The sequence below is a fragment of the Marinomonas sp. G8-14 genome, from assembly GCF_055808935.1.
Map to the genome: position 1 here is coordinate 4,101,552 of NZ_CM147891.1, position 15,510 is coordinate 4,117,061.

At 43.5% G+C, this 15,510-nt stretch carries 11 protein-coding genes and 1 pseudogene; 5 read left to right on the plus strand and 7 right to left on the minus strand.

All coding sequences use genetic code 11. The annotated features are described in order from the left end of the window. Positions 1 to 159 precede the first annotated feature (159 nt). The 4 genes and pseudogenes from AC0L6V_RS21030 to AC0L6V_RS21045 form a co-directional block, all read right to left on the minus strand. Positions 160 to 1,263: an ABC transporter ATP-binding protein gene (locus AC0L6V_RS21030; protein ID WP_265220256.1), complete on the minus strand. Its 1,104-nt coding sequence runs from the start codon at positions 1,261 to 1,263 to the stop codon at positions 160 to 162. A gap of 180 nt (positions 1,264 to 1,443) precedes the next feature. Then, positions 1,444 to 2,679, minus strand: coding sequence for an organoarsenical effux MFS transporter ArsJ (gene arsJ, locus AC0L6V_RS21035; protein ID WP_265220257.1), 1,236 nt, complete (start codon positions 2,677 to 2,679; stop codon positions 1,444 to 1,446). A 6-nt stretch (positions 2,680 to 2,685) separates the two neighbouring features. Then, positions 2,686 to 3,697 (minus strand): annotated as a pseudogene (locus tag AC0L6V_RS21040) (ArsJ-associated glyceraldehyde-3-phosphate dehydrogenase). A 107-nt stretch (positions 3,698 to 3,804) separates the two neighbouring features. Continuing rightward, the gene (locus tag AC0L6V_RS21045; RefSeq protein ID WP_265220258.1) at positions 3,805 to 4,152 is read right to left on the minus strand and encodes a metalloregulator ArsR/SmtB family transcription factor; all 348 of its coding nucleotides are present in this window, start codon (positions 4,150 to 4,152) and stop codon (positions 3,805 to 3,807) included. Positions 4,153 to 4,355: 203 nt separating this feature from the next. On the opposite strand from AC0L6V_RS21045, the gene AC0L6V_RS21050 reads away from it, so the two are divergent. Next, positions 4,356 to 4,652 carry a hypothetical protein gene (locus tag AC0L6V_RS21050; RefSeq protein ID WP_265220259.1) on the plus strand — a complete coding sequence of 99 codons (297 nt, stop codon included), beginning with the start codon at positions 4,356 to 4,358 and terminating at the stop codon, positions 4,650 to 4,652. Between the two features lie 158 nt (positions 4,653 to 4,810). On the opposite strand, the gene AC0L6V_RS21055 is transcribed toward AC0L6V_RS21050, so the two are convergent. Beyond that, positions 4,811 to 5,362 carry a transposase gene (locus AC0L6V_RS21055; protein WP_409419032.1) on the minus strand — a complete coding sequence of 184 codons (552 nt, stop codon included), beginning with the start codon at positions 5,360 to 5,362 and terminating at the stop codon, positions 4,811 to 4,813. A 99-nt stretch (positions 5,363 to 5,461) separates the two neighbouring features. Further along, a complete protein-coding gene (locus tag AC0L6V_RS21060) occupies positions 5,462 to 5,809 on the minus strand; it encodes an IS110 family transposase (protein WP_265220261.1) in 348 nt (115 codons plus the stop codon). A 549-nt stretch (positions 5,810 to 6,358) separates the two neighbouring features. Here AC0L6V_RS21060 and glmU point away from each other — a divergent pair. The 4 genes from glmU to AC0L6V_RS21080 all read left to right on the plus strand — a co-directional run bounded on the left by glmU (position 6,359) and on the right by AC0L6V_RS21080 (position 13,302). Beyond that, positions 6,359 to 7,720, plus strand: a complete 1,362-nt coding sequence (gene glmU / locus AC0L6V_RS21065; RefSeq protein WP_265220262.1) for a bifunctional UDP-N-acetylglucosamine diphosphorylase/glucosamine-1-phosphate N-acetyltransferase GlmU — start codon at positions 6,359 to 6,361, stop codon at positions 7,718 to 7,720. Between the two features lie 114 nt (positions 7,721 to 7,834). Beyond that, a complete protein-coding gene (gene glmS / locus AC0L6V_RS21070) occupies positions 7,835 to 9,661 on the plus strand; it encodes a glutamine--fructose-6-phosphate transaminase (isomerizing) (RefSeq protein WP_265220263.1) in 1,827 nt (608 codons plus the stop codon). Positions 9,662 to 9,952: 291 nt separating this feature from the next. Next, positions 9,953 to 11,338: a diguanylate cyclase domain-containing protein gene (locus AC0L6V_RS21075; protein ID WP_265220264.1), complete on the plus strand. Its 1,386-nt coding sequence runs from the start codon at positions 9,953 to 9,955 to the stop codon at positions 11,336 to 11,338. Positions 11,339 to 11,679: 341 nt separating this feature from the next. Then, a complete protein-coding gene (locus AC0L6V_RS21080; RefSeq protein WP_265220265.1) occupies positions 11,680 to 13,302 on the plus strand; it encodes a methyl-accepting chemotaxis protein in 1,623 nt (540 codons plus the stop codon). A gap of 97 nt (positions 13,303 to 13,399) precedes the next feature. Here the strand turns inward: AC0L6V_RS21080 and AC0L6V_RS21085 are convergent, their stop codons facing one another. Then, the gene (locus tag AC0L6V_RS21085) at positions 13,400 to 15,265 is read right to left on the minus strand and encodes a putative bifunctional diguanylate cyclase/phosphodiesterase (protein ID WP_265220266.1); all 1,866 of its coding nucleotides are present in this window, start codon (positions 15,263 to 15,265) and stop codon (positions 13,400 to 13,402) included. Positions 15,266 to 15,510: the final 245 nt, after the last annotated feature.

Below are 15,510 nucleotides of genomic sequence, written 5' to 3' on the forward strand. Positions count from 1 at the left end.
GAATTTTTCATTTTGCGCGACATAAATGGCATGGTGATTCCTTCTTATTTTTATTGAACTAACGCGCGTTAGTTTTTTTGGTTAAAAAAATTTCGACCCATTAATTCTCTAATAAATACTAAACTAACGCGCGTTAGTAAAGGGTTATTTTTTATACAGCTATCGATTTGGTAGAACGCGTTCAATCAATGCTTTGCCTGCATGGTCGAATAAGTAGCAGTCGCTCTGTTTGATTCCAACATTTAATACTTCACCGGATATGATTAGATTTTCACCAGACACTTCAACTATTACATGGTGGTTTTCAAAGTGACTATAAAGGTAACTGATGCCACCTAGATGTTCTGCTACGTCAACACTGATATCAAAATGAAAGCCGCTTTCTTGCAGCTCTAGATTTATATGTTCTGGACGAAATCCCAGTGTCACTTTGTCTCCTACAGCGAGTTGATCCGATTGGGATTTAAAGGGTATTTTTTGCCCATTAAAATCAATCACAACTTGGTTATCCGCTTCAATATTACTAATAACTGCGGGTAAAAAGTTCATTTTGGGAGAGCCGATAAAGCCTGCAACGAATGTATTGTTGGGATTGTGATATAGCGCCATAGGGGAACCGATTTGTTCAATGTAGCCAGCTCGTAGGACAACGATTTTATCCGCCAAAGTCATGGCTTCCACCTGATCGTGAGTGACATAAATCATAGTAGATTTGAGTTTTTTATGGAGTTGGGCTATCTGTATGCGCATGTCAACACGTAGCTCAGCGTCTAAGTTGGAAAGCGGCTCATCGAATAAAAAGACATCAGGTTCACGTACAATAGCTCGACCAATTGCCACACGCTGTCGTTGACCACCAGAGAGTTGTCTTGGTTTGCGATCAAGCAGCTCATCAAGTTGCAGAATGTGACTGGCTTTGGTGATTCGTGTGTGAATGTTTTCTTTTGATTCGCCTCGCATTTCCATGCCAAAACTCATATTCTCTCTGACGCTCATATGTGGATAGAGGGCATAAGATTGAAAAACCATGGCGACGCCTCGATTAGCTGGCGCGATGTTATTCATGTTTTTATCGCCGATTTCAATAACGCCTTCTGTTATCTCCTCAAGGCCAGCAATTAAGCGTAGTAAGGTAGATTTACCGCAGCCAGAAGGGCCGACAAAAACCACAAACTCTCCGTCACACAGTTCAAGATTGACACTGTGTATCGTCTCTAGCTTATCAAAACGCTTGGTCACGTTTTTTAGGGTTATATTTGCCATATTTTGCTATTTCCTATCTTGTTTTTATAATGGAACATGGTTCCATTATTTTATCCAATTGTGAGTAAGTCAAGTATGGTTTTGTATTCCGTCGACTATTAATATTGAATAGATAGGTTAAATATGGCTTTATTCGCGAAGAAGTCATTGATCTCAATAAGATAAATAAATAACACAGCACTAAGGCAAAATAGGCTTAGCTGCTCTGCTATGTTTGGGCAATCCTAATGAAATGAGCGCCGTTAGGCCGATAAATCCTGTGGAAAACCAAAGACAGGTTGCCAGTCCGTAGTCTTGGTAAAGCCATCCTGAGAGCACGGTGCCAATGAGTCGGCCCATGGCGTTTGCCATGTAGTAGAAACCCACGTCGAGAGAAACGCCATCTTCCCCTGCATAACTGACAATCAAATAGCTATGCAAAGATGAGTTCACCGCAAAGATGGCACCAAAGGCGAGCAATCCGGCAATAACCGCGAATTCCACCTGCCAGTTATAATCCAAAGCAAGCGCGATAAAAATGGGCGTTATCCCCAGTGCCAGTGCCCAGCCAAAGGCGTGTCGTCCATCGGGTGTTTTGCCGTCTGCTTTGCCGGTGAGTCTTGGTGCAAGACTTTGCACAATGCCGTAAGCAATGACCCACAGGGCTAGAAATCCCCCTACATACCAATGATCCCAACCAAAGGTACTGGCCAGAAACACCGGCAGCGCTACCACAAACCACACATCTCGCGCACCAAACAAAAACAGCCGCGCAGCGGATAAATAGTTAACCGCTTTGCTTTTCGAGAAAATGTCAGTGAATTTAGGTTTGTTTTTCGCCTTGCCAAGGTCTTTTTTTAGGCTAATCAAACTGGCGATCCACACCAACGTCAGCATAGCTGCCATGAGCAAAATAGCGCCTTGGAATCCTAATAGACTAAGCAGTGCGCCACCCAAAAAGAAGCCAACGCCTTTTAAGGCATTTTTAGACCCAGTGAGAATGGCGACCCATTTGTACAGCTGTCCCTGAGCGTCATTGGGCACCAGCAATTTGATCGAGCTTTTGGCGCTCATTTTATTCAAATCTTTTGCAATGCCCGATAACGCTTGTGCCCCCATAACCCAAGGCACGGTGAGTAAACTGGACGGAACCAGCAACATGGCGAGGGCGATGATTTGCATAAACAGCCCCACATTCATGGTGCGATTTAAGCCAAGCCGGGCGCCAAGCCAACCTCCGACAAGATTGGTAACAACCCCAAAGATTTCATAAAAGACAAACAACATAGCAATGTCAAATGGGCTGTAACCTAGCCCATAGAAATACAACACCACCAACATGCGCAAGGCGCCATCGGTTAGGGTAAAAGCCCAGTAATTACCTGTAACGACCAGGTATTGACGAATGTCTGGAGAAAGCTGCGCAAGGCTTAACATGTTGGATTATTCCTGATCAGCAAGGCCAACCATACGCATCAATTCCGCGGTGCGATTGGCGTAGCCCCATTCATTGTCGTACCAAGCATACAGCTTTACCTGAGTGCCATTGATTACCATGGTGGACAAGGCATCGATAATGCTGGAGCGGGGGTCGGTTTTATAATCCACGGACACCAGCGGACGTTCTTCGTACCCCAAAATGTCTTTTAACTCGGTTTCCGATGCGGTTTTTAACAGCTGATTGACTTCTTCTACCGTGGTCTCACGTTCCACTTCAAACACACAGTCGGTTAACGACGCATTGGCCAAAGGAATGCGCACTGCATGACCGTTTAATTTGCCTGTTAGCTCAGGGAAAATATGTGTAATAGCCGTTGCAGAGCCCCGTCGTGGTTGGAATCAAACTCATGCCACAGGCTCTGGCACGGCGCAAATCTTTATGGGGCGCATCAAGAATGGTTTGCGTATTGGTAATATCGTGGATGGTGGTCATGGAGCCATGTTTGATGCCCAATTTTTCATGAATCACTTTCACCACAGGCGCCAAACAGTTTGTGGTGCAAGACGCCGCCGTCACAATGGTATGTTGAGCTTTATCGTACAAATGCTGGTTAACCCCCATGACCACATTCAGCACACCGTCTTCTTTTACTGGTGCGGTCACCACAACACGTTTCACACCTTGGTCAAGGTAAGCTTGCAGTAGGGCTTTGCTTTTCATTTTGCCACTGGCTTCGATCACCACATCACAGCCAGACCAGTCGGTTTCTGCGATGGTTTTGTTTTGTGTGCAGACGAGGCGTTGGCCATTCACTATCATCACATTGTCTTGCGCTTGAGCCTGATGATGCCAGCGCCCATGAACTGAGTCGAAAGTGATCAGATGCGCCAATGTGGCGGCATCGCCAGCGGGATCATTGATTTGTACAAACTCCACGTCATCCCAATCGAATGCCGCTCTAAAAGACAAACGCCCCATCCGACCAAAACCGTTAATACCGACCTTAATTGTCATACTTACCTCAAATAGAATACAGTAACCAATGAAAAGAGTGAGCCATCAAACATGACAGGCACTCCCATTTACACGCCCACTTTTAACTTCCTTATGTTGTTTAAATACTATGCGCAGCAAGCGACGGCACGTTCTGGTCTATCCCCCATGCATTGCAATTGTTGTTGATTGATAACAAGAAAATCTTCGTTCTGAGTGGCGGTTTCGGATAGAACAGACAAGGCCCACTCAGGCAATGTTTTATTGATACTATAAAACACCCATTGACCCTGACGACGGTCTGTTAATAAACCACACTGGCGTAATTGAGCCAGATGACGAGAAATTTTAGGCTGACTTTCGTCAAGGGCCTGCATCAACTCACAGACGCATAATTCCTTTTCTAAATGAATAAGTAACATGCAGCGTAAGCGCGTTTCGTCAGCGAGACACTTATAAAATTGTATAGGGTTCAAAGGATGCTCCTGATGCTACTGAGCCATAAGTCGGCCTAAGCCTTATGGTATTGGCAATGTTAATATATGTGTTTTTTAAAATATATGAAAATTAATATATATGGAAAAAAATATAATATCTGTTTTATGTCATCTTTCTGTCATGTACATCTTTCATTATGGGTTTATTCAATTTTAAACAATCCATTTGAGAGGGTACTACTATGAACAAAAGCAAACTTCTTATTGCCATCTTGCTAGGCGCTTCTTTGACCGCTTGTGCCACTACGGCGACAGAGTCGTCTATGGCTTCAAAATACGATATTGATGGCTTCAAAACAGAAGTTGAAGACGGCCGTCTTTGGGTATTTAAAGCAGGCTCTGAAGATCTAGCATTCTTTAAAGAGCATGGCGAGCCAGCAAAACAATTTACCAGCATTGGTTCAGGCCCAAACGGCATGACAGTGAAAGCCGCTAGCCAAGAAACGTTAGATAAATACCTATCTAGCTACAAAAAATAGGCAAATATCGGCCGTTTGTGAAAAGCCTATAGCCGCTATTGAATACAAACGCCTCAGCAGAACAAGGGAGTTCTGCTGAGGCGTTTTTGTTTCTGAATGTCTCGCCGTTGACGATGGTTTTTGTAAAGGCGCGTCAAGGGTTTATGTAGATACTCTGTTTAAGCGCAAGCTTTTTTATGCTCATCACTGAATAATTTTGAGGAGTCATAGGGTGTGTTTAATTTTAAACACGCCCATATCCCTGTTAACATTTTACGCATAACTGCGCACATGGCTTGTATCTTTTTCTTACCTCGTGCGACTAATGCCTCGTAAAACGCTTTTACATTTGGGTCATGACGTACAGCCGACATGGCAGGCATAAAGAGCGCGCTACGCAAATAAGCATTTCCAGCCTTACTGAGTCTACCTGGACGGTTGAGACTGCTACCAGATTGGTTAAGTCGGACATCCAAACCTGCATAGCGACTAACCTGATTGGCCTTAAGTGTTTCAGGTAAAATAATCAGCTCTCCTAGCATCGCAATAGCAGAGACTTCTCCAATGCCCTTAGCCGCTAGAATATTATTAAATTGCTGTGCTATTTCAGTATCGCTTTTAATCATTTCTAGGGCTGCCATTCGCAAGCGTTGAATACGACTTTCTAGGTACGCAATGCCATCTTGCTCATCATGGATGACTAGATCAGAGGTGTCTTCATAAGATTTCATAGCATGTAAGCGGTTCTTCGCTTTGGTGCAATCATCTGTTAAACGATTGATCTGCCTTGATATATCTCGTATTTTTAATTTATTTTTCTGGGGAGGCGTTCACTTTTCAGGTGCCATTCGTTGTGCATATTCAGCCAGTAAGCCAGCATCAATATTATCAGTTTTGCTGTGTTCTAGTTTTATTTGAGCGAAGTGGTTAAAGCTTTTAGGGTTAATCACACTGATAGGTATGTCGGCATCATGAAGCGCGACAGCTAAATCCAAATAATAGATTCCAGTGGCTTCCATAACGACAGATTGCGGCGCATGTTGTTGCAGGAGAGTAAGTATTTCTGTTCGCCCATTTGGCGTCTGCTCAAAGGTTTTTACTAGACTATTTTTATTGTCATGGCGTATGACAAGGTCAACGGTTTTTGCTGCGATATCAATACCTACAAATGTGCTCATAATTTGCGTACTCGCTAATTTGGTTGGATAATAATTATCGGTTCCCGACCTCGCACTTTTTTACCGCTCAACCTTGTAACGCGAAGTCACTTAAGTGTGCTTCTTGATACTCTTCGAGATGAGTAAATGAGGCGGGAGCCACTCTACACGCGAGGTCAGTACACTGCCTCAAGGTCGCCGCGGCCTCCCGATAATGGTTAAATAATACACCTCAATAACCATTAAATTCATCATACAAGGTCGTGCTTTAGCGCGACAAGGGCCTTTGTAATTTTTGACGGCCTAAAGGCGCGACTAACAAGGTCGATAGACACCATGGAGTGGCAATCTTAATAGGCCTGAGTTTATGTTGTTTTTGGTTAATTTTTTCATGACAATCTTTGTTTTAAATGCCTCTGAAATACCAATAAATCATCGACTTACCGTGTTTGGTGAAAAAATGTCATTTTTTTTGTGACAATTTGGGTTGTGACGTTTTTTGCAACAGGGTCTAATAGCGTCCATAGATAATTTATTCATTATTTCAAGACGCCAATACAAGGACGCTTCATGACTCAGGACATCGTAATTCTGGCTGCCGGAAAGGGCAGCCGAATGAAATCCACTTTTTCTAAGGTACTGCATAAAGTTGGCGGTATCGCCATGGTAAGACGGGTGTTAATGACCGCCAGCACCCTGCCAGAAGCCAAATTGCATCTTGTTGTCGGCCATCAAGGTGAGCAGGTCGAAGCCAATTGTCAGGATTTTTCGGCCAATATTGTTTGGCAGCATGATCCACAAGGTACGGGCGATGCTTTGCGCCGTGTTGCTCCTTTTTTACAAGCCGACGGTGCCACATTAACCTTATACGGTGATGTTCCTCTGATTCGAGCTTCAACATTGGAAAAAATGACGGCTTTATCAACACCAAATACCTTGGTTTTACTGACTATATCTCTCGATAATCCAACAGGTTACGGCCGTATCGTACGGGATGCTCAGGGTAAAGTGACTGCCATTGTTGAGCAAAAAGACGCCTCACCAAGTCAGCTTGCTATCACAGAAGTGAACACGGGGATTTTATTGGCGCCCAATAACCATCTGCAGACTTGGCTTGCGGCGCTAACCAATAACAACGCCCAAGGTGAGTATTACCTGACCGATGTGATTGCCATGGCCGCTCGTGATGGTGTGGATATCGTCACAGTGAATCCTGAAAACGCAGCGGAAGTGGCGGGCGTCAACGACCGAGTACAATTAGCCGCATTAGAAAGAGAGCTGCAACATCAGCAGGCCATCCATCTGATGCAAAACGGTGCCACCTTATTGGACCCATCTCGCATTGATGTGCGCGGTGAATTGACCACAGGCCATGACGTTGTGATAGACGTAAACTGTGTGTTCGAAGGCAAAGTGGTATTGGGCAATGGCGTTGAAATTGGCCCTAACTGCCACCTAAAAGACTGCATCATTGGCGATAACACCGTCATTAAAAGCCATACTTTAATAGACGATAGCCAAGTGGGTGAGTCTTGTGACATTGGGCCTTTTGCGCGTTTGCGTCCTGGCACACAGTTATCGAACAATGCCAAAATCGGCAATTTTGTTGAAACCAAAAAAGCGCGAATTGGCGAAGGCAGTAAGGTCAATCATTTGAGTTACATTGGCGATACCGACATGGGTGCCAATGTAAACGTAGGTGCCGGAACGATTACGTGCAATTACGACGGCGTGAATAAACATCTCACACAGGTCGCCGATAACGTATTTATTGGCTCTAATACTTCGCTTGTTGCTCCGGTACAAATTGCCGAAGGGGCGACGATCGCAGCGGGTTCGACCATCACTAAACAAGTCGGTGAGAAGCAACTTGCGTTTGCCAGAGCGAGGCAAACTAACAAAGACAATTGGCCTAGACCTGTTAAAAAGTAACGGCTCTCTAAGTGAAAAGGGGCAGGTCCCCTAAACGAAACGATTTCTCGAACTAAATGACACTGTATTTTTAAGGGATCTGATCCTTTAGCAGACTTAAAAAAGGACTCTCACATGTGCGGAATAGTTGGCGCCATTGCACGCCGTAATGTATCAAAAATTCTTATCGAAGGGCTTAGCCGCTTAGAATACCGTGGTTATGATTCTTCTGGTGTGGCAATTAACAACGAAGAAGGTGTGTATTCACACCGTGCCGTAGGCAAAGTGCAAGCACTGAAAGACAAGTTTGAAGCGCAACCCCTCGATGGCAAAATGGGCATCGCGCATACTCGTTGGGCCACCCATGGCAAACCGACAGAAGCTAATGCTCACCCGCATTTTTCCGGTGATGATCTTGCTTTGGTGCACAACGGTATTATTGAAAATCACGAACCCTTGCGCCGCGAATTGAAAGAAAAAGGCTATGAATTCAGATCCGAGACCGATACCGAAGTTATTGTTCACCTCATTCACGATGCGATGAAAACGCAGCCGGATTTATTAAAAGCCGTGCAAACCACATTAACCAAATTACACGGCGCCTTTGCGATTGGCGTGGTACAAAAAGACGACAATGAACGTTTCATTGCGGCTCGTAAAGGCAGTCCGTTGGTGGTTGGTGTGGGGATAGAAGAAAACTTCGTCGCTTCCGATCAATTGGCCTTATTGCACGTGACTGACCAGTTTATCTTCCTAGAAGAAGGTGATGTGGTTGAAGTCAGCCGCGATAGTGTGTCTATTTATGACTCAAACGGTGACTTGCAAAAACGTCCAATCAGTGTGTTTAACCACAACATTGATGCCACGGACAAAGGCGAATTTCGCCACTACATGATAAAAGAAATCTACGAACAGCCGAAAGTCATTAGCGCTTGTTTGGAAGGCCGCATCAGTGAAAGCAAAGTGCTAACGAGCTGTTTTGGCGCCGACTCTGCTTTCTTAAAAGAAGTCGAAAATGTTCACATCGTTGCATGTGGTACCAGTTATCACGCTGGTATGGTGGCAAAATATTGGATCGAAGACCTCGCGGGCATACCGTGCAGTGTCGAAGTCGCCAGTGAATACCGTTATCGCAAAGTGGCCGTGCCAAAGAACACCTTATTTTTGACCCTGTCACAATCTGGCGAGACCGCCGATACTTTAGCGGCGTTGCGCATGGCAAAAGAACTGGGCTATTTAACGACATTGGCGATCTGTAACGTGCCATCCAGTACCTTGGTGCGCGAATCTGCCTTGACTCTTCTTACCAATGCTGGCCCAGAAATCGGGGTGGCATCTACCAAAGCCTTTACCACTCAACTAACAGCGTTGTTGATCACCAGCGTTGCCATTGCCGTGGAAAATGGGTTGTCTGCTGAAAAAGAGAAAGAGCTAGTGCAAGCCTTACGCTCATTGCCAGCTCACGTGAACGCAGCACTATTACAAGATGCCCATATTAAGGAAGTGGCTGATCGTTTTGCTAACAAGCACAATGCTTTGTTCTTAGGTCGCGGCACCATGTACCCTATCGCGTTGGAAGGCTCATTGAAACTCAAAGAGATTTCCTACATTCACGCTGAAGCTTACCCAGCGGGTGAACTCAAGCACGGCCCATTGGCTTTAGTTGATGAAGACATGCCAATTATTGCCCTCGTTCCTCACAACGACATGCTGGACAAACTCAAGTCTAACTTGCAAGAAGTAGCAGCCCGCGGTGGTGAATTGTATGTCTTTGCAGACAAGGACACAGACCTACATAACGAAGACAACATCATCTTCACTGAAGTGCCAAAAGTAGACAGTATTTTAGAACCGATTGTTCACACCATTCCATTACAGCTATTGTCCTACCATGTCGCTGTGGTCAAAGGTACAGACGTAGACCAACCACGTAACCTAGCGAAATCCGTTACGGTGGAATAAGGCGTTAAATCAAGGATGTAATAGAGTAGAAACGTAAGTTAAAGACGGTCGTGAGTTGGTGCTATAACAACATTTATCGCTAAAATTTTATAAAACAGAAGACACCATAACGGATTACTGACCATTATGGTGTCTTTTTTTTGGTGATTATTTAGAAAAAAGTAGACGAAAAGGTATCCATTCTTATTTATTTTATCTGATAGGTAACAGCATGTAAGACACCATAGTTTTATTGCAATGCTTCCTCTATACTCCGCGAATCTCCCATCCTCATAATAGGAATGGCTTCAAATGCAACACTCAACAAGTACCGAAAATGAAGTCACACGACTCAGAGCCTTACAAGAATTGGGACTTCTTGATTTACCTGATGATGATCGTTTTGACCGTATCACCCGCCTTGCCAAAACCCTATTTGATACACCTATTGTATTTATCAGTTTTGTGGGGAAGGAACAGCAGTTTTTGAAATCCAGTATTGGCACAGACATTACCTGTATACCTAAAAACCTTTCTTTCTGTCGCTATGCTATTGAACAAAATCGGTTAATGATTGTAGAAGACGCCTTATTAGATGAGCGCTTTAAAACCAATCCATTGGTCACAGGTGAACCTTACATTCGTTTTTATGCTGGTGCCGTGCTTAGGTCCTATGATCAATACGCAATCGGTACTCTGTGCATTGTTGACACTAAGCCACGTGTGTTAACCGAGCACGAGCAGACCTTGTTGTTAGACTTGGCACAAGGTGCTCAAAATGAACTTCATCTCCATTACATGAACGCCTTGCAGCAAGAAAATAAGCGTTTATCTTGGATCAGTGGACAAATATCCAATGGTGTCTTGTACACAGACGTCAATAAAAGAGTGGTGTGGTGTAACGAAGGATTCAGTCGTTTATCTGGCTACCATATTGATGAGCTAAGAGGCAAAAAACCGAGCGAAGTACTTCAGGGACCTGAAACCTCCAATAAGACCATTCAAAAATTAAGACGACAGATAGACAAAGGTTGGCCTTTCGAAGCCGACATTCTTAATTACAACAAAAGTGGTAAAGCCTATTGGGTACATTTATATGGTGTACCACTACGAGGAGATAATGGAGAAATTTTTGGCTATATCGCTATACAGCATGATGTGACTGCAAAAATGAATCGCTACCTTGAGTTAAAAAAATTGGCTTATATCGACGAATTAACCGGCTTAGCGAATCGAAGATACTTAGACGAGCGTCTAGATCAACTCATAACGCCCGTTTCGCTTAATAACCAGCTAGCGCTTTTTATAATTGATCTCAATGGTTTTAAACGCATCAACGACACGTTTGGTCACCCAGCGGGAGACGAAGTCTTGGCAGAGGTTGCGTCTCGGTTAATCAACGTGACCAAGCAAGAAGATATTACGGCAAGATTGGGAGGTGACGAATTTGCCATAGTGATCAGTGATATCACTCAATACCAAGTGACACAACTTTGTGAACGCTTGCTCAAATTATGTTTAGAGCCTGTGTTATTAGAAACAGGCGATGAAGTGTCGTTTGGTATGAGCATTGGAGTCGCACGTTATCCTGAGGATGCCACCACGGCAAAAGCCTTGTTTCATCTAGCCGACCAAGCCATGTTTCAAGCGAAAAAGAATGAAACTGGAGCGTCTATTCATACGGAGCTGAATGAATAGAGTAAGTCGGATCAATCAGTATGTCTTACGGATATTCTTCGAAGAATACTTTTTTGATGGTGATTCATATTAATTTGCTGTTCTTTTGTATGGTTTTTTTAAAGGCAGATGTGATTTTAATTTCTAAGATATATCGATAAAATATATAACTATGGTGTAAAACACTAAATCCTTGTTGAGGTTTGTTTTTAATGACAGGTATTTAATTTAAAAGATATTGCGTATTTATTTCGTCTTCTTAAAAGGGTCTATTAAGAAGACGAAATAGATTGCTTAATGATAAGTCGTTCTTAGGTGAGCTAGAAAAATAATACTAACGACTAAATGAGTACAGGTGAATTATGATTAGAAATATGAGAATAGGGGTACGCTCAGCACTCGCCTTTGGAGTGTTAGGTGTGATTACTTTTTTACTAGGTATGTTTTCTATTGTGCAGCTAGCAAAAATAAATGACATAACTGATGTGCTTAGTTTGCATCGAATACCCGCATTATCGACTGCGACGGAATTAAGACGCGACATATTGCGCAGTCAAATACTCATTACCGAATTATCCGATGCACAAAATCAGCAAGAACGTGATGATGTAAAAAGACAGATGGCTGCGATAACCACAGAGTATGATGAATCAGAAAAAGTCATGTACTCGTTGGCTCGTAGCACAGAAGCAAAAGAGATTGTTAGTAGCGTTGCCAGTTTGCATGACGCATTTGCGGCAACACTACCTCAGTTATACAAGCTGTCAGATGAGCAAAATATCGCTGAGGCATTAGCTTATCGACGTAACATCGTCATGCCTGCCGCTGAATTGTTATCGGCAGAAGTGGATAAATTGGGTGAATTTCAGCTACTACGTGCAAATCAAATTAATGATCAAGCAACATTGACTTATACCAATTCCAGAAGTGCAGTTATTTCTGGCATTGTTGTTACCCTAATCGTGCTGAGTGCCCTTGCGTTTTTCTATAGTCGCAGTGTAACGCAGCCTTTGAGTTATGCCGTGGCGGTTGCTAAACGCGTCGCTAATGGAGATCTTACAGAGGATATCTCGGATCATCATAATGATGAAGCTGCGGATATGTTAAGAGCATTGGCCGCAATGCAGGGTCAATTAAGACAAACCCTGACATTGATTAGCGACTCCTCTCAGCAGCTAGCGGCGACGTCCGAAGAATTAAGTGTGGTGACCAATCAGTCTTCACAAACTATGTCTCAACAGAGTAATCAGTTAGAACAAGCCGCTGCTGCGGTGAATCAATTGACCGCGGCGATCGAAGAAGTGGCGCGCAGTGCCAGCTCGACCAGTGATAATGCCGAAGTGGCTGATGAAAAAGCACAATTAGGCCAAGCGAAAATTAATGAAACTATAAAAATCATTGAACAGCTCACGACTGACATACAACATTCGGCAAATGGTGTGACCACCTTGGCCGGTAATGTGAAAAACATCGGCTCGGTATTGGATGTGATTCGTGCTATCGCAGATCAAACGAACTTATTAGCGCTCAACGCGGCCATTGAGGCTGCTCGTGCAGGTGAAAGTGGTAGGGGCTTTGCAGTTGTTGCAGATGAAGTGAGAGCGCTGGCGCATCGAACACAAGAGTCTACGAAAGAAATAGAAAAAATGATCCAGCTCGTGCAGTCTGAAACCGATCGAGCGGTTACTAATATGAACAACAGTAACCAGCGTGCTGAATCTACTTTACTAATGGCGAATGATGCAGGACAAGCATTCAATGAAATCACCCGTTTGATTGGTCAAATTAGCGACCAAAACGTCACTGTCGCCAGTGCGGCAGAAGAACAAACCAGCGTAGCAAGAGAAGTGGATAAAAACTTGACGTATATTCTTGATCTATCGGCTCAAACAGCAGAAGGCGCCAATCAAACCAGCGCTTCCAGCTTAGATCTTTCTCGACTTGCAGAACAGCTCAATAACTTAGTGTTGAAATTTAAAATTTAATACTTTAACTAAAAAACGAAAGCAACGGCACGAATAAACTGGGTGTTATGCGTGCCGTTTTTATTGTTATTGTCGGTTTATTCGTGTTACCCGAATGTTAATGATTTTCTACTTCATGCTGTTTAAACTTGATTAGCAACTCTTCAAAATTAATGGGTTTCGATAGAAGATATCCCTGTACTGATTCACATTTCATTGCTCTAAGAATATTGAGGGTGTATTGATCTTCTACCCCTTCAGCAATCGTAGTTAGTCCTAATGTTTTGGCTAGCACGATAACGCCTTTCACCAAGCTATAGTTTTTTAAACTGTAGTTGTCTGATGACTCATTTAATTGTCGGACAAAAGACTGGTCAATTTTTAGCGTAGCTGCTTTAAATCGACTCAGATAATGCAAATTAGAGTAACCGGTACCAAAATCATCAATAGCAAAGCTAATGCCCTTATCATTGATCCTAGATATTTGTGAATCAATGCCTTGTTGATCTTGCATTAATAATGACTCGGTAATCTCGAGTTCTAAATAATGAGGAGCCAGTCCCGAATCTGCCAAAATACTAAACACATGTTCTGGCAACATACCACTGCTCAATTGTGCCGCTGACAAGTTAACGGATACCGGAATATCGTAGCCCAGTTCCAACCATTTTTTGCAGTCATGGCAGGCTTGTCTTAAAACAAACAAACCAATGTTGTCAATTAACCCAGTTTCTTCCGCTAGAGGGATAAAAACCGCTGGGCTGACAAAGCCAAACTCTTTTGATTGCCAACGAGCGAGCGCTTCTACCCCATTGATGGTCAAGGATGCCAGATCATATTTGGGTTGATACACCAAAAAAATTTCATTGTGAGCAATCGCGAGACGTAAGGCTTGAATCATTTCTAGTTTCTTACGATGTTCATCTTGCCATTCAGGTTGATAAAGCAGTGCCGCGTTTCTGCCGGAGAGTTTAGAGCGATACATCGCTTGGTCAGCAAGCCGACATAGTTCATTAAAGTTTGTGCCATGCTCAGGAAAATGAGCGACACCAATTGAAGCGGAAATTCGAAAATCACGAAGTTCAACTTCCATATCCTCGGCGATTGTCTCTAACAAGGCTTGATAGCGTAATGTAGAGTGGTGAGCATTGGCGTATTTGAATACCAAGACAAATTCGTCACCGCCAAATCGACAAATGATCTCACCAGGTTCTAGGCACTTACGCAATCGTTCCGCCAGAATCTTTAGCGCAATATCACCATAGTGATGACCATAGGCATCATTGATCGGCTTGAAGTTGTCCAGATCAATAAACACCACAGATAACTTCTCTTCGACCAACGTGAGTTTACTAAAAGCTTGTTCCGCACTGACTCTATTGGAAAGGCCCGTCAACGGATCGAGGGTCGCGATACGACGGATTTCTTTTTGGGACTTTCTTGAGGCTTGGTTTTCGCTCCATAAATCATAAAGCAATGAACGAAAGTCTTTGGCAATAAGCCACGCGCTAAAACTGGCAATAAGGAGGAACAAATTCGTGGCGACAATGGACGCTTTGTTAACCTTTGGAGAGGGAGGAGACCAGTGTCCCAAGAGAATAAAAAGCAATAGCAACGAGCAGTACAGAATAATAAATATGGCCAAACTTAGGAAAGTAGACGTTGAACAAAAAAGCGCGGCATACACTAAAACAATCGCATAACACATGACAACAGGGCTGTACACGGCATTATTATTCATTATTAGAGCGCTTATTTGCAGCGTGATTAACCACAGAAAGCCAGCCACAGCGATCTTGTTGTTAGGACGCACAATCATAAGCCAATAAATAGCGCACATCCCAACCGCTGAGCAAAGTAGGATGGTTTGTGCTACGGGGCCAGCAAAAGTCGATCCAATAATAGAAGCGACGAAAAACACCGAGATCACTTTTAGAAAGTGTTGCCGTTGTCTTTGAGCAAGTTCTGCTGGTTTATAAAGCATGGTTACTCCTGTGCAAATGGTTTTTTTTATTAAACAACTGAGTACGAAGTATTGTAAGTAACCAGAACACCAGTGCCAATAGACAATAACTTGCAGGAGCTTCTGAACGTAATAGAATATCGCTTAGCCATCATACAGGTGACCACTACAGTGATACGACCTTTTACCTGTAGATGAGGGCGATAGCAAGGGGGATGGAGCTAAGTAGTGAGACTTAGCTCCATTAAATCGACACAGAGGTCATA

Excerpts from the sequence above, each read along its gene's own strand:
- AC0L6V_RS21030 (WP_265220256.1), bottom strand. The coding sequence starts at position 1,263 with ATGGCAAATATAACCCTAAAAAACGTGACCAAGCGTTTTGATAAGCTA.
- arsJ (WP_265220257.1), bottom strand. The coding sequence starts at position 2,679 with ATGTTAAGCCTTGCGCAGCTTTCTCCAGACATTCGTCAATACCTGGTC.
- AC0L6V_RS21050 (WP_265220259.1), top strand. The coding sequence starts at position 4,356 with ATGAACAAAAGCAAACTTCTTATTGCCATCTTGCTAGGCGCTTCTTTG.
- AC0L6V_RS21055 (WP_409419032.1), bottom strand. The coding sequence starts at position 5,362 with ATGAAATCTTATGAAGACACCTCTGATCTAGTCATCCATGATGAGCAA.
- AC0L6V_RS21060 (WP_265220261.1), bottom strand. The coding sequence starts at position 5,809 with ATGAGCACATTTGTAGGTATTGATATCGCAGCAAAAACCGTTGACCTT.
- glmU (WP_265220262.1), top strand. The coding sequence starts at position 6,359 with ATGACTCAGGACATCGTAATTCTGGCTGCCGGAAAGGGCAGCCGAATG.
- glmS (WP_265220263.1), top strand. The coding sequence starts at position 7,835 with ATGTGCGGAATAGTTGGCGCCATTGCACGCCGTAATGTATCAAAAATT.
- AC0L6V_RS21075 (WP_265220264.1), top strand. The coding sequence starts at position 9,953 with ATGCAACACTCAACAAGTACCGAAAATGAAGTCACACGACTCAGAGCC.
- AC0L6V_RS21080 (WP_265220265.1), top strand. The coding sequence starts at position 11,680 with ATGATTAGAAATATGAGAATAGGGGTACGCTCAGCACTCGCCTTTGGA.
- AC0L6V_RS21085 (WP_265220266.1), bottom strand. The coding sequence starts at position 15,265 with ATGCTTTATAAACCAGCAGAACTTGCTCAAAGACAACGGCAACACTTT.